This is a genomic window from Halomonas campaniensis (assembly GCF_002211105.1).
Lineage (GTDB): Bacteria > Pseudomonadota > Gammaproteobacteria > Pseudomonadales > Halomonadaceae > Vreelandella > Vreelandella campaniensis_A.
The window spans coordinates 154,430-173,302 of sequence record NZ_JPUA01000034.1 but is presented as its reverse complement, the minus strand read 5'-3'; the positions used below and the strand labels follow the sequence as shown (position 1 = coordinate 173,302).

Here is an 18,873-nt window from a genome sequence, read left to right as displayed (position 1 = left end):
AAAACGGCGATACATTGACTGCAAGCTATTTTGCCTCTATTCCTGCCCACTCTCCGAGGAATCTACGCCATGACGCATTTCAACTGGGACGACCCGCTACTTCTGGAACAACAGCTCACCGATGAAGAGCGCCAGATTCGTGATGCGGCCTACGACTACTGCCAGGAAAACCTTCAGCCCCGCGTACTGACCGCCTTCCGTGAAGAGCGGTTCGATCGCGAAATCATGACCGAAATGGGCGAGCTTGGTCTGCTGGGTGCTACCGTTTCCCCCGAGTACGGCGGCGCTGGCGTTAACCACGTGGCCTACGGTTTGATTGCCCGCGAAGTAGAGCGCGTAGACTCCGGCTACCGTTCGGCCATGAGCGTGCAGTCTTCGCTAGTGATGTACCCCATCGAGACCTACGGCTCGGAAGAGCAGAAGCAAAAATTCCTACCCAAGCTTGCCAGCGGTGAAATGGTCGGCTGCTTTGGCTTGACCGAGCCCGATCACGGCTCCGACCCCGGCAACATGATTACTCGGGCGGAAAAAGTCGACGGCGGCTACCGCCTGACCGGCGCCAAAATGTGGATCACCAACAGCCCGATTGCCGATATCGCGGTGGTCTGGGCGAAATCAGCGGCCCACGACAATCAGATTAAAGGCTTTATCATTGAGCGCGGCACCGAAGGCTTCACCACCCCCAAAATCGAAGGCAAAGTCTCCCTACGCGCCTCGATTACCGGTGAGATCGTGCTGGATAACGCCTTCGTTCCCGAAGAGAACCTGCTGCCCAACGTTAGCGGTCTGAAAGGCCCGTTCGGCTGCCTTAATAAAGCTCGTTACGGCATCGCCTGGGGCGTGATGGGCACGGCCGAGTTCTGCTGGCACGCGGCGCGCCAATACACCCTCGACCGCAAGCAGTTTGGCCGCCCACTGGCCGCCAACCAGCTGATCCAGAAAAAGCTCGCCGACATGCAGACCGAGATCACTCTGGGCTTGCAAGCAGCCCTGCAAGTAGGTCGCCTGATGGATAGCGGCAACTGGGCACCGGAAATGGTCTCGCTGATCAAGCGCAACAACTGTGGCAAAGCGCTGGATATCGCCCGTCAGTCCCGCGATATGCACGGGGGTAACGGCGTTTCTGATGAGTACGGTGTTATTCGCCATATGGTCAATCTGGAGTCGGTGAATACCTACGAAGGTACCCACGATGTGCACGCACTGATTCTGGGCCGTGCTCAGACAGGCATTCAGTCGTTCTTTTGATCACCGCATTTTGACCACTTGTCACTTATTAACGGAGCCCCTATGAGCGAGCTAACCAAACCACTGGCCGGTATTAAAGTACTCGATATTTCCCGTGTGCTGGCCGGGCCTTGGTGCGGACAAATGCTCGCGGATATGGGCGCGGACGTGATCAAGGTTGAGCGCCCCGGTAGCGGCGATGACACTCGCCATTGGGGACCTCCTTGGCTGGCGGGCAGCGAAGAGTCGGCCTATTACCTATGCGCTAATCGGGGTAAACGCTCGGTCACCGTTGATATGGCCAAGCCCGAAGGCCAGGCGGTCATTAAACAGCTGGTCGCTCAATCAGACGTGTTGATAGAGAACTTCAAGGTCGGCGGCCTGAAACGCTACGGTCTGGATTACGCCAGCTTAAAGGCGCTGAACCCCAGGCTGATCTACTGCTCCATCACCGGTTTTGGCCAAGAGAGCCCCTACGCTCATCGCGCTGGTTACGACTTTATGATCCAAGCCATGGGCGGGATCATGAGCCTGACCGGCAAACCTGACAACGAGCCAGGCGGTGGGCCAGTAAAAAGCGGCGTCGCCTTTACCGATATTTTCACTGGGCTGTATGCCGCCAATGCGATTTTAGCGGCGCTTTATCAGCGCCGAGATAGCGGCGAGGGGTGTCATATTGATATGGCACTAATGGATGTCCAGGTGGGGGTACTCGCCAACCAGGCGCTCAACTACCTAACCTCTGGCAATGTGCCTCAGCGGCTGGGTAACGCTCACCCCAACATCGTGCCGTATCAGGCGTTTGCCACCCAGGATGGCCATATGATTATGGCGGTCGGCAACGACGAGCAGTTCAAGCGTTTTTGCGCGGTGCTTTCGTTACCGGCGCTGGCAGAAGACCCACGTTTTGCCACCAATGGCGCTCGGGTAAACAATCGTGCGCTGCTCGTGCCGCAGTTGGAAGCGGCGTTGGCGCAACGCAGCACTGATGAGTGGCTAGCCGCCTTTGAAGCCGTTGGCGTGCCCTGCGGGCCAATTAATACGCTGGATCGGGTGTTTGACGACCCCCATGTGAAAGCCCGCGGGCTTAAGCAGACCCTGCCCCATGACCAAGCGGGTCAGGTGGATCTGGTCGCTAATCCGATCCGTTTTAATGGTACCCAAATGAGTGCCACTACGGCCCCGCCCCACTTGGGCCAGCATACCGAGAGCGTACTGGATGAACTCGGTATCAGCTTGGAACAGCGCACTGCGCTACGCGCAGCAGGCATCATTTAATAGCACTAATGGTTTATTACACTCGGTTTATGTACTTCCCTCTTAGGCGCCTCACTTGGCGCCTTTTTTTAGCCAAAAGCAGCGACCAACATGGCAAGCCAATGAGGCGAGCAGCTGGCTAATGCTTTGCGCCCATAGTTGTACAGAATCTATACAAAATGTATATTGAGCACTAAAGTTAAGAGCGTTGAATGCTTCAGCGTAGGCTGTTGGCATTATGTTATCTAATGTTATGACATTAACAGCGTCGTCCAACACACATCCCGCCAGGAGCAGCTATGAGCCAGTGCGCACGCGTCAATGGCAGTTGCAAACGCTGTGAAGGCGACTTGCCCTTCGAGTTCACCATGGCCTTTCAGCCCATTGTGGATCTATCGCTGGCCCAAATCGTCACCTATGAAGCACTGGTACGCGGCCCGCAAGGCGAATCCGCGTGGAGCGTTATTTCACAAGTCACGGATGATTTGCTGTATCGCTTTGACCAAGCGTGCCGGGTAAAAGCGATCGAAATGGCCAGCACACTGGATATGCAAACCGACCTCTCGATCAACTTCTTACCCAACGCCGTTTATGAGCCACAAGCCTGTATTCAGGCGACGTTAGACGTTTCCAAGCGCGTGGGCTGGCCCACCCGCCGACTTATTTTTGAGATTACCGAAACCGAACGCGTCCGTGACCGGCAGCACCTACGCAATATTATTGATGCTTACCGCTCCATGGGCTTCAAAACGGCGCTCGACGACTTTGGCAATGGCTACGCTAATTTGGACTTACTCACCGATTTAACGCCGGACAAGCTCAAAATCGACCGCGAGCTGGTGATGAACTGCGATAGCGATTGTCGCCGCCAAGCGCTGTTAAACGCGATTATATTACTGGCACAAGAACTGGACACGACACTGATTGCCGAAGGCGTCGAGACTCGTGCCGAGGCGCTTTGGCTGGCCCGCGCCGGTATTGTTCGCCAGCAGGGATTCTATTTCGCCAAACCCGCGATTAATGCTTTGTGTAGCGATATTACTCCGCTCTTAATAGGGTTAAAAAGCGAAGTAGAGAGCAGCTCAGGAGCGGTGAATGAAAGAGATTAGCCCTGATCAACTCTACCAGTTGTTTAACCGTTCAAAGCGTAATACCGAAAACGTTATCAAAGCGGCGCCGATCGGGATCTGCATTACGACTCCCTCTGGCCACTTTGAAATGGTCAATCCAGCGTACTGCGAGTTCTATGGCTACCAGCAAGAAGAGCTGTTAGGACAACACTTTACCCAGGTAGTACCGGAAGAGAACCGGGCGGTTTTATCAGCGTTGCATGAAGAGTTCATGCAGGGCAACGAGAACCAGGAACTGCGCCAAGAGTGGGATGTCGTCATTAAAAACGGCGAAAGGCGCACCGTTATCGCCGAAGCTGCGCGCACCGAAGCTGACGATGGAGAGCCGCGTAAAGTCACTTTTATAATCGACATTACCCAGCGCAAGCAGCTCGAGGAGCGGCTAAAGCAGGCCAATGAACGCCTAGATCACTTGGCCCACCACGATGAGCTAACCGAACTGCTCAATCGTCGTGCCGGTTTGCAGCGCCTGGATGAAGAAATTAAGCGCTTTAAGCGTTATGGAACGCCCTTAAGTATCGCCATGTATGACCTGGATGACTTTAAAGCCTTCAACGATACCTACGGGCACAGCGCAGGCGACAGCGTTCTACAACAGATCACGACCTTGGTCAGCGAGATACTGCGTGACACCGATTTGCATATCCGCCTGGGCGGCGAAGAGTTTCTGATCATTATGCCGGGCGTAAACGCAGAAGAGGCCTATCAGGGCATGGAACGTGTGCGTAAAAGCGTAGAGCAACAGTCGTTTACCGAACATCAATTAACGGTAACGCTTTCATCGGGGATTGTCAGCTACGCTGAAGGCTCGGGCTCAAGACTGCTCGACCATGCCGACAAAGCGATGTACCAGGCTAAAAAGGCGGGGCGTAACCGTGTTGTCATTGCCTCGTCATCCACGTAAGCAACGTTATTTATTATCACCATCAGCACCCCCTATCAGGCACCACTATTAAGCACTATGCTAAAAGATCAATCCTCATCAACTAGGAAGTAAGCCATGAGCAGCAATGCCGAACTGAACGAGCTGAAACATAAATACGTCGCTGCTGGCGCCGCAAGCCCCGCAACGGCGTTCGCCGACCACGCTGAAAACGCTGAGATTTGGGACGCGGACGGTAACCGCTTTATCGACTTCGCGGGCGGCATTGGCGTACTCAACGTAGGCCACCGCCACCCCAAAGTGGTCGCGGCGGTAAAAGCCCAGCTCGATAAGTTGATGCACACCTGCCAAACGGTCATGCCTTATGAAGGCTACGTGAAAGTCGCGGAGAAGCTCAGCCAGATCGTTCCGGTGCGTGGCCATGCCAAAGTCATGCTGGCCAACTCGGGTGCGGAAGCGCTGGAAAACGCGGTCAAGATCGCCCGCGCCGCTACAGGCCGTTCTAACGTTATCTGTTTCGATGGTGGCTACCACGGACGTACCTTCTTCACCATGGCCATGAACGGTAAAGTGGCACCTTATCAGAGCGACTTCGGCCCGATGCCGGGCACCGTTTTCCGTGCGCCCTACCCGGTGCCTTACCACGGTGTTAGCGAAGACGAGGCCATTCGCGGCTTGAAAATGACGCTAAAAACCGATGCCAACCCCAAAGACACCGCAGCCATCGTGCTTGAGCCGGTGCTGGGCGAAGGCGGTTTCTACCCAGCCTCTACCAGCTTCCTGACCAAGGTTCGCGAAATCTGCGATGAGCACGGCATCCTGATGATCATCGATGAAGTGCAGTCGGGCTTTGGCCGTACCGGCAAAATGTTTGCCATCGAGCATAGCGGCGTTGAGCCGGACATTATGACCATGGCCAAGAGTATGGCCGACGGCATGCCGATCTCCGCCATCGTGGGCACTGACAAGGTAATGGACGCCTCTGGCCCCAACTCACTGGGCGGCACTTACACCGGCAGCCCCACCGCCTGTGCGGCCGCATTGGCGGTCATGGACGTGTTTGAAGAAGAGAACATTCTGGAGAAGAGCCAAGCATTGGGCGACAAGCTGGCCAAGCGCTTCAATATGTGGGCCGACAAGTTTGATTGTATCGACCACGTGCGCAACATGGGCGCCATGGCAGCATTTGAGCTGGTATCGAACAAAGCCGACCACACGCCTAACCCTGAACTGGCTGCCGCGCTGTGCAAGAAAGCCCGCGAAGAGGGCTTGATCCTGCTTTCCTGCGGCATGTACGGCAACACCATCCGCTTCCTGATGCCCGTCACCATTCAAGATGACGTGCTCAATGAAGGCCTGGATATTATTGAGTCCTGCCTGGATTCACTGGTTTAAACGGGCAGATAACTTAAAAGGTCGACACAGCCCGTAGCGGGGGTCTTTTGCCATGGCCGGAAAAGAGTTCCCGACTTTTCCGGCATTTCCGCCATCCTTGGCGGTCAGATGGCAAAAGTAGCGCCCAGGGAGGGGTTTACAGCGCCCCCGCCTAGGGCTGTTTCGACCGCCCCCTTACCTAGGCCGACGATCGCCTTCCAAAAAGTTAGCCGTAAATACCGCTTTGCCATGGGTTTCAAACGACCACTTCATCACCTCGCTTAGCGCTGCCATGACGGCATCGAACTCGCCAAATAGCTGAGTGCTCATACGGTTGGGGTGTACTTCCAATCCCGTTGCCTCAAGACGTTTTACCACCTCTTTGACCACCGGCTTGAAGTCATCGGCCAGTGGGTAGTAGCTAAGCTGTACGGAAAGATACATAACGCCTCCTTACGCTGTATTTGATGCTCTACTAGCTGCGGACAATCGCTGCCAAGCAGACAAAATAGCGGCACGGGTTTCATCCGGATGCTCCATAGGAAACATATGCGTGCCAGGGACTTCACTGACCGATAAGCCCTTTCGCTTCAAGCGTTTGATCCGCGAAGCGGTCAGCAGATGGGACTCTTTACCCGCCACCAGCTCAAGCGGCACACCCAAACGTTTCGGTAGGCGCGAAAGGTGATCGGGCAGATGGCGGAAAATCTCCACCTCAATCTGCGGATCAAAGGTCAGTTGCGCACTGCCGTCGTCTAACAAGCGCGTCCCTGCTTCAATGTAGTCGTTGAGTGCCTCGGGGGTAAAGCGGCGAAACAGACCACGGCGACCCAGCGAGCTTGCCATCGCTTCGCGGCTCGGCCACACGGTGCGCCGGCCCAAGGTTTTACCTGCTGGTGTGACGCGGTCTACAAAGCCAAACCGCTTGGCAGCTTTCATTGCCCAGGCGTCCGTTCCCAGCATCAAGGGAGGATCAAGCATGATCACCCCGCAAAAGCGCTCAGGCTGTTTATCGGCGGCCATGGCCATCAAGGTGCCACCCAACGAGTGCCCCACGCCCAGCAGCGGCGTATCGCTCTCAGGTAGGTAGCTCAGCAGCTCATCCACCAGGTTGCCCCAGTTGTGGTTTACGGGGTAGTCAGGGTGGTGCCCCAGGCGATCCAGAGGATGGAGGTCAAACATCTCTGCCAGTGGATTTAGCAGGCTGCGATAGCTCAACCCTGGGAAACCATTGGCGTGGGCAAACACTAAACGGGGACGTGAAGCGGCATCGACAGACATAGCGGGGCTCGTGGGTGGCCAAACGGAAAATGAATTATTCAAACTATCATACGTCTGTTTTAACGTGCTCCCGACACGTGGTCAATCGGGCAAAGGATTAACAGGCTAATTAAAACAACGACAGTTGATGCTCCTGACTGTTCTCCGCCAGCCGATAGCCTACCCCCAGCAGGCGCACGGGCCGCTCTCCCCTGGCCCAGCCAACGTTAAGCAGGGTTTCAAACTGCTCAAGGTTAGGCGCGGGGTCGGCGTGTTCGACGGTGGTTTGGGTAAAGTCGTTGAACTTCACTTTTACGATCAACCCGCGTACCGCCAGAGGTGGGTCAAGCCGTGCGTAGCGACGCTCTAAATCCTCGATCAGCGCCGGTAGCTCACTGCGGCAGGCATCCAGGCTGGGTAAATCCTGAGCGTAGGTCTGTTCGGTACTGACCGATTTGCGCTCACGGTGGGTTTTCACCGGGCGCTCGTCGCGCCCCCAGCTTAGCTCGTGTAGCCGCCGTCCAAAGCGGCCGAAATGCTCGACCAGGTCTGTTAGCGTGCGGGTACGCAGGTCGGCACAGGTGTGGATATCCAATCCCGCCAACTTTTCAGCGGTGCGCGGGCCAACGCCATGGATTTTTTTCACCGGTAGCTGCTGCACAAAGCTGTCGACTTTGTCCGGCGTGATGACGCAGAGACCATCAGGCTTGTTCCAGTCGCTGGCGATCTTGGCCAGAAACTTATTGGGCGCCACGCCTGCAGAGACAGTGATGCCCACTTCGCGGCTCACCCGCTCGCGAATCGCTTCGGCCATGAGTGTCGCGCTGCCGTGATGCTGGGTGACCTCCGAGACATCCAGAAAGGCCTCATCCAAGGAGAGCGGTTCGATCAGTTCAGTCACATCGCGATAAATGGCGAAGACTTGGCGGGCGACCTCTTTGTATTTGGCCATATCGCCACGAATGACGGTTAGATGCGGGCAGCGCTTGAGCGCTTGGCCCATGGGCATTGCGGAGTGAATGCCAAACTCACGGGCAGGATAGTTACAGGTGGCGACCACTCCGCGCTGCTCCACACTGCCGCCAATGGCAATCGGGATATCCCGCAGCGCGGGGTTATCGCGCATTTCCACAGCAGCATAAAAACAGTCACAGTCGCAGTGAATAATCTTGCGCACCGGCTACCCGCCTAACTGTAAAAAAACACAGTCTAGCATAGGCGCTATGTACCACAGAAGGTTCTTAGCACCTGCTCATTTTCCGTTGCAGGCGCTGCCAAGCGGCGCGCTTCAACCGATTCATCAAACGGCTTGGTCACCACCGCGAGAAGGGTATGGAAAGGCGAAAAATCACCGTCGTAAGCGGCATCAATGACTTCTTGAACTCGATGGTTACGGGGAATAATCACTGGGTTGGCGTGACGCATGGCAGTGAATCGTTCGCCATCTTGATTGACCACTTGCTCTTGCTGCCAGGTATCCAGCCAGGTTGATAATTCATCGGGCTGCGTCGTCAGCGCCAGCAGTGCCTCGCGATGCTCATCACTCAGCGACGAGGCGTATTGGGTGAGCGCATCAAAGGTGGCCGTCATGTCCATCCGCCCATGATGCATCTGGCTTTCCAACGCTTCCATCAGTGGCACGGCTTGGTCGCTGCCTGCTGCAAGGCCGAGTTTATCGGCGTGCAGACGACGCTGTTCGGCGCTGAACAATGGCTCAAAGCGGTGAATGGCATCAGTGGCCTGCTCCACCAATGCCTCTCCCTCTTCATTCATTAACGGAAGCAGCGTTTCGGCAAAGCGGGCCAGATTCCACTGGGCTATCGCCGGTTGGTTATCAAATGCATAGCGCTTACCCTGATCGATGGAGCTGTACACCTTCTGGGGATCAAACTGCTCCATAAAGGCACAGGGGCCGTAATCGATGGTTTCCCCGGCGATGCTGCAGTTATCGGTATTCATCACGCCGTGGATAAAGCCGACGCTCATCCAGCGGGCAATCAGCACCGCTTGGCGGGCGACCACTGCCTCCAGCAGCGCCAAATAAGGGTCTTCGGCGCTGGCGGCTTCCGGGTAATGACGCTCAACGACATGATCTGCCAGCGCTTTTAACGCCTGCTCGTCACGGCGAGCAGCAATAAACTGGAAGGTGCCCACGCGAATATGACTGCTGGCCACGCGGGTAAACACCGCCCCGGGCTCGGCCATCTGTCGCACCACACGCTCCCCACTGGTCACCGCAGCCAAGGCCCGAGTGGTGGGAATGCCCATCGCGGCCATAAACTCGCTGACCAGATATTCTCGCAGCACCGGGCCTAAGGGGGAACGGCCATCGCCACCACGGGAAAACGGCGTGCGGCCGCTGCCTTTTAGCTGCACATCGCGGCGAATGCCATTCTGGTCGATCACTTCCCCCAGCAGCAGTGCGCGGCCATCGCCCAGTTGCGGCACAAAGTTTCCGAACTGGTGGCCTGCGTAACCTAACGCCCCCGGCTTGGCTTCTGGCATGAGCTGGTTGCCGCTAAACCACTGGGCCAGCGTTTCGGAGTCAGGTATCTCTTTGGCGCCTAGCTCATGAGCCAGCGAGGCATTAAACGCGATCAGCTCAGGGCTGGATACAGGCGTTGCTTGGGTGGCAACCCACAGGGGTTCGGGTAAGGTGGAATAGAGATGTTCGAATGGCAGCACGACAGGCTCCGCTATTGATGGCGTTATATAGCTAATACCCTAGCACTTTAGTCAAGTTAACGCCGCTGCAAACAGCGAACAGCCTGCTCCAGCACCGGGGTCAACGGCGTCCGCCACTGGTGGGTCAATAGCGCATCGGCCCGGGTCACGCCGAGGGAGAGCGATGCCAGCGGTATGCCCCGCTCATGGGCGGCGCGGCAGAAGCGGTAGCCGGAAAACACCATTAATGAAGTGCCCACGGCCAGCACTGCATCCGACTCAGCTAACGCTACCTGGGCTGCCAACCGCCGTTCGGCGGGCACTACATCGCCGTAAAACACTACATCAGGTTTTAAAATACCGCTGCAGCGCGGGCAGTCGAAAATATGAAAGCTGCTGAAGTCGGTTTCCAGGTCAGCGTCGCCATCTGGGGCGTGGCCGGCCTGCAAGCCTACAAAGCTAGGATTCATGCGCGCCATCTCGGCATGCATGGCGTGGCGCATCATTTGGTAGTCGCAAACCATGCACTTGACCATATCCGCCCGGCCATGCAGGTCGATCACCCGGCGCGAACCAGCGCGCTGATGCAAGCGGTCAACGTTTTGGGTCACCAACTGTTGGATATACCCCTGTGACTCCAACGCGGCCAGCGCCCGGTGCGCGCCGCTGGCCTGGGCTTCGCGCATGGCGCTAAAGCCGATCAGTGCTCGTGCCCAGTAGCGCTGCCGAACGTGGTGAGAGCTCATAAAGTCGCCATGCTGCACCGGGGGCGGCCGCTTCCATTGACCATCCGCATCGCGATAGTCCGGAATACCGCTGTCGGTACTCACACCGGCGCCAGTAATCACCCACAGTTTGGGGTGCTGCTGAATAAACGCCGCCAGCTCCTCTCCCGCCTGAGCAATGCTTTCTGCCATTTCCACGGCCTGCGTCAATCGTTCACCTCTAGGCAATGTGGTTCAAACTCAACGATACTGTAGTGCAACAGCGGGCTAAACAACGCGCCCTTCAACGCTTATTGTGCACCCAGGAGATACTCTTATGCAGCACGATCATGACATTATTATTGTCGGCGGCGGCATGGTGGGCGCCGCTCTGGCGGCTCGTGTGGGTCATGCTGGCTTCTCCGTCGGGCTGGTGGAGCAAGGCGACATCCCTGCTGAACCTAGCGGTGACTATGACCTGCGCATTTCATCGCTGAACGCACGCTCGTTAGCCTTTGTTAAGGCCAGCGGCACAGCGCTGCCGGAAGAGCGTAGCTGCCCGTTTCGGCATATTGATGTCTCCAACCAGGACGGCACCGGCCACTCGCTGTTTTCCGCACAGGATAGCGGCATGGATGATTTCGGTATCTTTATCGAAAACCGCACGCTGCAGTACGCCCTATGGCAGCGCTTGCAACAGTTGCCCAGCGTCGCCTGCTATACCCAGTGCGCGCCATTAAGCACGATCACCTCGAGCACTGGCCGTCTGCTGGAGCTAGATAACGGCAAAACCCTCAGCGCCCGCTTAATCGTCGGCGCCGACGGCGCAAAATCGACCCTGCGTGAGCTAGCAGGAATCAGCGTTAGCAGCTACGACTACCACCAGCGGGCGATGATCATTAATGTGGAAACCGAACTGCCCCAGCAGGATGTCAGTTGGCAGGTTTTCACCCCCACCGGGCCCATCGCCATGCTGCCCCTGCCTGGCCACCGCGCTTCCCTGGTGTGGTACGACACCGAGCAAGCCACCCAAGACCGTGAACAGCTGGACGATGAAGCGCTGAAAGCAGCGATTGAAATGGCCTTCCCTAAACGCCTGGGTAACCTCATCCGCATCGTCGCCCGGGCCAGCTTCCCCATCAAGCGCCAGCACGCCCACCGCTATATCGGCAAACGTCTGGCGCTGATTGGCGATGCCGCCCATGTGGTGCACCCGCTGGCAGGCCAGGGGTTAAATATCGGCCTGCACGACGCCGACACCCTTGCCGAGATCATTATTCAGGGCCGCGACCCCGGCGACTACCTCAACCTACTCCGCTTTGAGTGCCAGCGCCGCGCGGCTAACCAAGCGATGATCGCCGCCACCGATAGCTTTCACCACCTGTTTACCGGTGCCAAACCGTTACGCCAGCTAGGCGATCTAAGTCTGCAGCTCGCCGAGCGTTTCCCATTCGCCAAACGCATGATGATGCAGCAAGCCAACGGCTTGAATCCGTTCAAAATGCGTTAGACGCTGATACTCCCCTTCTCTTCCCGCAAATGGAGAAGCCAAACATGAAGCGGCGGCCACCGTGACCGCCGCTTGATGGGGGCGTGAGTGTGTTTCAGCCGTTTATGTTTTCGGGTGTTTATGCTTTCAGGTGTTTATCCAGAAATTCACGCATCACCGGGATAATGACATCGCCATGGGTTTCCAGTGCAAAATGCCCGGTGTCGTAAAAGCGGATGTCCGCCTGCGGAATATCTCGCTTCCAGGCTTCCGCACCCGGCGGCAGAAAGAACGGATCATGCTTCCCCCACACCGCGAGCAGCGGTGGTTGTTGCTCCCGAAAGTAGGCCTGGAATTCGGGATACTTCGCAACGTTGGTGGCGTAATCCAGCAATAGATCGAGCTGGATATCGGCCATGCCAGGTTGCGATATCTGAGTTCCTTCCAGCGTATAGGCATCCGGGGCTACGACACTGGTATCGCTTACGCCCTCCACGTACTGCCACTTGATCGACGCCGGTGTTGGAAAGTCGCTCAGCGCCTCACGATTCGCCTGAGAAGGTGTATTCCAATACGTTTGAATCGGCTCCCACCCTTTTGAAAGCCCCTCCTCATAGGCATTACCGTTTTGCGAAATGATAGCGGTGACTTTTGATGGGTGGGCCACCGCCAAACGCCAACCAACAGGGGCACCATAGTCGTGAACGGCGATGGCATAGCGGTCGAGCTTCAACTGCTCAGTGAACCGATCAATCGTCTTTGTCAGGTTGGCAAAGGTGTACTCATACTCACCGCGTGCCGGTGACTGGGTAAAGCCAAACGCGGGCAAATCCGGTGCCACGACGTGATAGCCATCGGCAAGCGCCTCAATCACATCCCGCCACATATACGAGGAGGCAGCAAAGCCGTGGAGCAGCAGCACTGTCGGCGCCGCCGGATCCCCCGCTTCACGATAGAAAACCTCCACATCGCCGACTTTCTCGAAACGATAATGAACCTGCTCAGCTGTCGAGCCAGAGGAGTGCTCAGCGCTGGTCGCCGGTGCTTCCTCGATAGTCGCAGAGACCGAGGTATTTTTAGATGTCATGGATATACTCCTTGGTAACCGGTAATAGCAATTTTTGAAGGTTACACAGAATAATAGTAACCTGTCAAATATCGAATTAAGGGTTACTAAATATGACATCAAAAATTACGCCTCCGTTTATCGCCAGCAATCTCGCCATCGATTTCATCAACACGCAGTTTGGCGTAGGGGAGGAGCAGCAAGAGTGCCTGGAGGACGACCGCAGTGTCATTGCGTGGCTTCAACAGGCGTGCGTGTTGTCGGAAGAGTGTGAAAGCCCCCCAGCTGGAATAGCCCACCTTGCGCGGGAACTGCGCGACAACATGCGGGATCTCCTGATCTCGGCCCAGCAAGGGCGGGCCGCAGATCCCACAGTGGTGAATCACGTGCTGGAACGGGGTTATCCCCTAGAGAAAATCGAATGGCAGCCAACGGCGTCGGCGTTTCAGAAAAAAATCTATCAGCGCAACATGGAAAGCGAGAGCCTGTTGCAGCCTGTCGCTTCCGCGTTAGTCCAGTTGCTTACCGAGGAAGATCTACAGCTCGTGAAAGAGTGCGAAGCCTCAGACTGCGTTCTACTGTTCCACGATCAAACAAAATCGCACCGGCGCCGCTGGTGTAGCATGGCCTCCTGCGGAAACAGAATGAAAGCGGCAGCGCATCGGGCTAGGCAAAAAACGAGCACGTGAGACTCGTCAATTTCGGATCACCAAGTGCATGATCAGGAAGGCGTTATAGCGCTCCCACCTGCTTCGTGAGCAGCCCTGATCCTAAGAAAATTGATGCGAGTCAATTTTATGACAGATAACTATCATCACGACTTTAGTATCAAATCAGTAGTGCCGATACATGGAAAATGAGCCATTGGTGCTCACCCCTTCATGTTGTTGATAAGGGCTCGCGCCCCGAAAACCTCATGAACTCCCCTTTCCATGAGAGAAAACAGAATGCTGCAGGCACTACACCGTGTTTCCTTAGGGCGTAAATTTGTACTGGTGCTCGCCTTACCGCTGATAGCCATGGCATGGTTAGCCGTGTCGGGTATTTTGGAACGTAAATCACTTGTCTCGGAAATGAACCATCTGCAGGAAATGACGGTGCTGAGCCAATATGCCGGGGATCTGGTTCATGAGTTGCAGCGCGAGCGAGGCATGACAGCCGCATTTTTAGGTAGTAAAGGGCAAAATTTTCGCGCGGAACTACCCAACCAGCGCCGGAAAACTGATGAGCGTCTTGACGAATTCAACACCTATACCACTAGCCTAACCTACTCTGAAGATGATGCCGCGGTTCAGGCCCAAGTGAATCAGGCCAACAATCTTTTAAAAGAGTTAACCACCCACCGCCAGCGCGTTGACCACCAGGAAATATCTGGTGAGCAGTCCAACGCTTACTACACAAATATTAATAACTTCTTAATTAGCACTGTTAGCCAATTAACGTTTAGCGTTGAACAAGGCGAAGTTATCAGGCAGCTCAATGCTTACTATAACCTTCTGAATATTAAAGAGTTAGCGGGTATAGAGCGTGCCATGTTAACGACCGCTTTCAGTACCAATACTCTGTCTCCAGCGATGTACACCAACCTGCTCTCACTGACAGGCCGATCCAGCGTCTACATCAACAGTTTTAATAGTTTTTCGAATGAAGCTATTCAAAACGAACTGGCAGAGGTATTGGCAAGTGATCTTGCCAGCAACCTGGCGGATATGCGTAGCATCGCAATCGAACGAGGCACGAGGGGAGCGTTTAACCTCGACCACCAGCAATGGTTTGAACAGCAGACCCGGCTAATTGATCAACTAGCAGCGGTTGGAGACAGTGCAATTGCAGTGTTGCTGGATACTGCTCAGAACTTGCGAGATGAAGCGATAAGCGAGCTGGTGTATTACCTCGTTCTTTCTTTGGCCGCCGCGCTTCTCGCTATTCTATTGGCAGTGTTCATAGTTCGTAGTATCGCTAGGCCGCTAAATGTCGCGCTTGAAAACATCCAAACACGCGGTGGCGATCTTACTCAGCGTTTGGCCGTTCCAGGCAGTGACGAACTCTCTCAGCTTTACCTCGCATTCAACGAATCGACGATTAAAACAGAAGAGCTCGTGGCCAGCATTAAACAGGGCGCCCTGTCCGTTGAGCTAGCCAGCAAGGAAATTGCGAAAGGCAATGCGGATCTCGCACAACGCACGGAAGAGCAATCCGCTTCGCTAGTCGAAACAGCTTCCAGCATGGAGCAGATTACGGCGACCGTAAAACAGAGTGCGGATACCGCTCAACAAGCGCGCCGCTCTACGCAGGACATGGCTGATCAGGCCAATGAAGCGAACGATATCGCCGACCGGGCGCGCCTGGCGATGGAGCAGATCGAAGAGGCCAACCAGAAAGTCACAGCAATAGTGGAAGCCATCGATAACATTGCCTTTCAGACCAACATTCTGGCCTTGAATGCCTCCGTTGAAGCAGCGCGTGCCGGTGAGCAAGGACGCGGCTTCGCGGTAGTGGCCTCAGAAGTGCGTAATCTGGCGAGCCGAAGTGCCGAAGAAGCCAAGCAGATTCGCAAGCTCATCGAGAACAATGTTGAAAGCATCAAAGAGGGCGGGAACCTGGTCACGTCAACCAGCGAAACGCTAAAAGCCATTGCAGAACGCGCTCAGCATACTGCCGCCCTGGTGTCGGAAATATCCTCGGCCACGTCAGAGCAATCTTCCGGCATTGAGCAAATCAACCAAGCGTTGACGCAGTTGGAAGAAGTAACCCAGCAAAACGCGGCGCTGGTCGAACAAGTGGCCACCGCGAGCCGTTCGCTCGACGATCAGGCGGGCGATATGGCCGACATGGTGGGCCGCTTCAAGGTTAGCGAAGAGGATAATTCAATAGCGTTGGCCCATTACGCCTACTAGCCCCCCCTCTTTAAACAGCCCACTCATCAGTGGGCTGTTTTGTATAAAGAGCGCCAGACCTGACTATGCTGAATAAGGGCCGCCTCTGGCGGCCAAGAACAATGACAATTCTTCAGTAAAGGACGCCTCATGCGACGCATACAACGTCACTCTTGTATAATCGCAGGCCTTGGCCTGCTGATAGCCTCCCCGCTCTGGGCCTGGGACGGCATCGTCGAAAAACAAACCTTCGAAATGGACAGCTTCACTACCCAGGGCGGCGAGACCATTCCCAACGTCACGGTAGGCTGGGAAGCGTACGGCGAACTTAACGACGCCCGCGACAACGTAATTCTGATCACCCATTTTTTCTCCGGCACCAGCCATGCGGCAGGTCGCTATGAGGAAGATGGCGAACCCACCGGCTACTGGGATGCGATCATTGGCCCCGGCAAGCCGCTGGATACCGATGAGTACTACATTATCTCTTCGGACACCTTGGTGAACCTCGGTGCTAACGACCCCAACGTCATCACCACCGGGCCCGCTTCCATCAACCCCGATACCGGCGAGCCCTGGGGGATGGCTTTCCCGGTGGTGACCATTCGTGACTTTGTCGAGGTGCAGCGCGAGCTACTGGAAAGCCAAGGCATTGAATCGCTGCATGCGGTGATGGGTGCCTCAATGGGCGCACTGCAGGCCATCGAATGGGCCAGCGCCTACCCTGACCGTGTCGAACGGCTAATCTCAGTGATTGGCGGCGGCGTTGCCGACCCCTGGCTGCTGGCAACGCTAAGCGCCTGGGGCGCGCCGATTCGGCTGGATGCCAACTGGAACGAGGGTAACTACTACGACGGCGAGCCGCCCACCGACGGGCTAAAAGAGGCGCTGAAGCTGGTGACACTCAACGCCAACCACTGGCAGTGGGCCAACGAAACCTTCAACCGCGATTGGGCCGATGAAGAACGCGACCCGGCTGAGGATATCAACGCCCGCTACGCCATCGAGAAAACGCTGGATGACATTGCTGCCGCACGCGCTGCCACTTCTGACGCCAACCACCTGCTCTACCTGGTGCGCGCCAACCAAACCTTTATGGCGGGCCACGGCGAATCGTTAGAGGAAGGACTTGCCGCTATCGAAGCACCAACGCTAATGCTGTATAGCGAAAACGATCTCGTCTTCGCCCCCCAAGGCGTGCGCCGTACCGCCGAGCTGATTGAAGCAGACGGCACCGACGTGACGCTTGAAACCCTGGAAGGTAATCGCGGCCACTTGGATGGCGTTGTTTCCATCGAGCAAGCGAGCGATACGCTGCGGGCGTTTTTGCGCTAACTGAGTGAGCGCTGGCTTTTTGGTTAAAGCCAGCGCCCAAGTGCAGCTGACAATATTTATGGTGTTAACCGCTTGAGTGCGCACTACCGTGCGCATATCCTATTTCTATGCTTATGACAGGCACAGGGGGCTGCAATGGCCGCGCTATTTAACACCGCAGCACCGAAAAAGGCCGAAAATTTGTCAGTTAACAGCGACTTGCTTCAAAAATCTCGCGCGTTGAACATTAACCTCTCGGCCACACTAGAACGCGCATTGAGAGAAGAGTTGGCAAAATGCGAGGCTTCCCAGTGGGTTGAAGAAAACCGAGCTGCAATCACAAGCTACAACGAATTTGTCGAGCAGCATGGCTGCTTCGGTGACGAATTTCGGGAGTTTTGACGGCTCAGTTCGATGTTTACCCTAACCCCAGCAAGACCAGCAGGGCGCACTCCCCCTACCTGGTGGATATCCAAAGTAGCCTCCTCACGGATCTGGCAACCCGCATTGTGATCCCACTGGGTAATCGGGCGGCTTTTAGTGGCAACGCCATGCAAGGCCTCACGCCGGAAATAACGTTCAACGGTCAGGAGCTGTTGTTACTGACACCGCAGGTCTCATCCGTACCAGAGAAACACCTCAAAACCCCCGTCGGTACCCTTTCACATTTTAGGGGCCCGATTGTAGGTGCGCTTAATCTCGCCGTTACTGGGATTTAAGGTTCAAAATTATTGCGTCCATGCTCGCTTAGCAGCGACAACGATAGCTATCCTCATCTCAGGCCAGAGCCTCTAAAACATTATCGGTTGGCGTTCTCTTCGGCCACCTGGCGAAGCGCATCGACAAGCACGTCAGCTGGCTGGGCACCAGGAATCAGGTAACGTCCATCCAGAATGAATCCCGGCACGGCGCTTACACCCGCTTCCATGAAATGCTGCTCTGCCGCGCGTACTTCGTCTGCGTACTGATCAGACCGGGCGATGGCCTCGGCAATATCACCGTCAAGCCCGACCTCAATGGCCTTCTCCCGCAGAACCTCTGGGTCTGAAGGGTTTTTCGCCTCACCGAAGTAGGCATCGAAAAGTGCTAACTGCAGGGGCGTCTCTAGATTTTGCGTGGCGGCCCACGCCAGCACGCGGTGGGCAGCGAAGGTATTGTTCGCTCGACGCTCCTGGGCGCCACGAAAATTTAAGCCAAGCTCTTCGGCCACCGCCATAATCTCGCGCTGGGACTGCGCCATGCTGGCAGCATCCTTACCGTACTTGCGGCACAAGTGCTCTAAAATCGGCTCGCCCTCGGGCAGCATATCCGGGTTGAGTTCAAAGGGCTGCCAGAAGAGCTCAACGTCGATCTCGCCCTTAAGGATTTCTAGCGCTTGCTCCAAGCGCCGATAGCCGATCGCGCACCACGGGCAGGCGACATCGGATACTAGATCAATTCTTACCTTCTGCATGATGGATCTCCTCCTTGGGTTCGGTCATCAGCGCACAAACTGCGCTAAGCCTTGGATTTTATCAAGCAACACCTAAACGCAATCCGCCCAGTCGGTTGTGCACTTTTTCCAACCCATTGACGGCGTTGGAAAGCAAAAGCCTCTTACACACGGTTTAGCATCTTACTGGGTACAAC

The 18,873-nt window shown here is 55.9% G+C and carries 18 protein-coding genes; 11 read left to right on the top strand and 7 right to left on the bottom strand.

Annotated elements, in window-relative coordinates:
- The first annotated feature begins 69 nt into the window (after positions 1-69).
- From JI62_RS13330 to gabT, 5 genes are all read left to right on the top strand, one after another.
- A complete protein-coding gene (locus tag JI62_RS13330; protein ID WP_088700625.1) occupies positions 70-1,248 on the top strand; it encodes an acyl-CoA dehydrogenase in 1,179 nt (392 codons plus the stop codon).
- Between the two features lie 42 nt (positions 1,249-1,290).
- Positions 1,291-2,505 carry a CaiB/BaiF CoA transferase family protein gene (locus JI62_RS13325; protein ID WP_088700624.1) on the top strand — a complete coding sequence of 405 codons (1,215 nt, stop codon included), beginning with the start codon at positions 1,291-1,293 and terminating at the stop codon, positions 2,503-2,505.
- A gap of 278 nt (positions 2,506-2,783) precedes the next feature.
- Entirely contained in the window at positions 2,784-3,593 is an 810-nt protein-coding gene (locus tag JI62_RS13320) for an EAL domain-containing protein (protein ID WP_088700623.1), read from the top strand.
- Positions 3,580-4,518, top strand: coding sequence for a sensor domain-containing diguanylate cyclase (locus tag JI62_RS13315; RefSeq protein WP_088700622.1), 939 nt, complete (start codon positions 3,580-3,582; stop codon positions 4,516-4,518). Before JI62_RS13320 ends, JI62_RS13315 begins: the two co-directional genes overlap by 14 nt.
- A gap of 96 nt (positions 4,519-4,614) precedes the next feature.
- Complete coding sequence (gene gabT / locus JI62_RS13310) at positions 4,615-5,892, top strand: 4-aminobutyrate--2-oxoglutarate transaminase (RefSeq protein WP_088700621.1); 1,278 nt, start codon at positions 4,615-4,617, stop codon at positions 5,890-5,892.
- 174 nt (positions 5,893-6,066) lie between these two features.
- Here the strand turns inward: gabT and JI62_RS13305 are convergent, their stop codons facing one another.
- From JI62_RS13305 to JI62_RS13285, 5 genes are all read right to left on the bottom strand, one after another.
- Entirely contained in the window at positions 6,067-6,315 is a 249-nt protein-coding gene (locus JI62_RS13305; protein WP_088700620.1) for a YkoF family thiamine/hydroxymethylpyrimidine-binding protein, read from the bottom strand.
- 9 nt (positions 6,316-6,324) lie between these two features.
- On the bottom strand, positions 6,325-7,152 hold the full coding sequence (locus JI62_RS13300; protein WP_088700619.1) for an alpha/beta fold hydrolase: 828 nt from the start codon (positions 7,150-7,152) through the stop codon (positions 6,325-6,327).
- A 109-nt stretch (positions 7,153-7,261) separates the two neighbouring features.
- On the bottom strand, positions 7,262-8,308 hold the full coding sequence (gene dinB, locus JI62_RS13295; RefSeq protein ID WP_088700618.1) for a DNA polymerase IV: 1,047 nt from the start codon (positions 8,306-8,308) through the stop codon (positions 7,262-7,264).
- Between the two features lie 44 nt (positions 8,309-8,352).
- The gene (locus tag JI62_RS13290; protein WP_170938553.1) at positions 8,353-9,816 is read right to left on the bottom strand and encodes a protein adenylyltransferase SelO; all 1,464 of its coding nucleotides are present in this window, start codon (positions 9,814-9,816) and stop codon (positions 8,353-8,355) included.
- A gap of 56 nt (positions 9,817-9,872) precedes the next feature.
- The gene (locus tag JI62_RS13285; RefSeq protein ID WP_088701332.1) at positions 9,873-10,712 is read right to left on the bottom strand and encodes an NAD-dependent protein deacetylase; all 840 of its coding nucleotides are present in this window, start codon (positions 10,710-10,712) and stop codon (positions 9,873-9,875) included.
- A gap of 124 nt (positions 10,713-10,836) precedes the next feature.
- Between JI62_RS13285 and JI62_RS13280 the strand changes: the two genes are divergently transcribed.
- Positions 10,837-12,009 (top strand): UbiH/UbiF/VisC/COQ6 family ubiquinone biosynthesis hydroxylase, encoded by a 1,173-nt coding sequence (locus JI62_RS13280; protein WP_088700616.1) that lies wholly within the window; start codon positions 10,837-10,839, stop codon positions 12,007-12,009.
- A 118-nt stretch (positions 12,010-12,127) separates the two neighbouring features.
- Here the strand turns inward: JI62_RS13280 and JI62_RS13275 are convergent, their stop codons facing one another.
- Positions 12,128-13,075 carry an alpha/beta fold hydrolase gene (locus tag JI62_RS13275; RefSeq protein ID WP_088700615.1) on the bottom strand — a complete coding sequence of 316 codons (948 nt, stop codon included), beginning with the start codon at positions 13,073-13,075 and terminating at the stop codon, positions 12,128-12,130.
- A gap of 92 nt (positions 13,076-13,167) precedes the next feature.
- On the opposite strand from JI62_RS13275, the gene JI62_RS13270 reads away from it, so the two are divergent.
- The 5 genes from JI62_RS13270 to JI62_RS13250 all read left to right on the top strand — a co-directional run bounded on the left by JI62_RS13270 (position 13,168) and on the right by JI62_RS13250 (position 17,963).
- Entirely contained in the window at positions 13,168-13,743 is a 576-nt protein-coding gene (locus JI62_RS13270) for a CGNR zinc finger domain-containing protein (RefSeq protein WP_088700614.1), read from the top strand.
- Between the two features lie 258 nt (positions 13,744-14,001).
- Entirely contained in the window at positions 14,002-15,951 is a 1,950-nt protein-coding gene (locus JI62_RS13265; protein ID WP_088700613.1) for a methyl-accepting chemotaxis protein, read from the top strand.
- 129 nt (positions 15,952-16,080) lie between these two features.
- Positions 16,081-17,265 carry an E22 family MetX-like putative esterase gene (locus JI62_RS13260; RefSeq protein ID WP_088700612.1) on the top strand — a complete coding sequence of 395 codons (1,185 nt, stop codon included), beginning with the start codon at positions 16,081-16,083 and terminating at the stop codon, positions 17,263-17,265.
- A 135-nt stretch (positions 17,266-17,400) separates the two neighbouring features.
- Positions 17,401-17,646: a type II toxin-antitoxin system CcdA family antitoxin gene (locus JI62_RS13255; RefSeq protein ID WP_088700611.1), complete on the top strand. Its 246-nt coding sequence runs from the start codon at positions 17,401-17,403 to the stop codon at positions 17,644-17,646.
- Positions 17,643-17,963 (top strand): CcdB family protein, encoded by a 321-nt coding sequence (locus tag JI62_RS13250; RefSeq protein WP_088700610.1) that lies wholly within the window; start codon positions 17,643-17,645, stop codon positions 17,961-17,963. The genes JI62_RS13255 and JI62_RS13250 overlap by 4 nt, the downstream gene beginning before the upstream one ends.
- A gap of 80 nt (positions 17,964-18,043) precedes the next feature.
- On the opposite strand, the gene JI62_RS13245 is transcribed toward JI62_RS13250, so the two are convergent.
- Positions 18,044-18,697, bottom strand: a complete 654-nt coding sequence (locus JI62_RS13245) for a DsbA family oxidoreductase (RefSeq protein ID WP_088700609.1) — start codon at positions 18,695-18,697, stop codon at positions 18,044-18,046.
- Between the last annotated feature and the right edge of the window lie 176 nt (positions 18,698-18,873).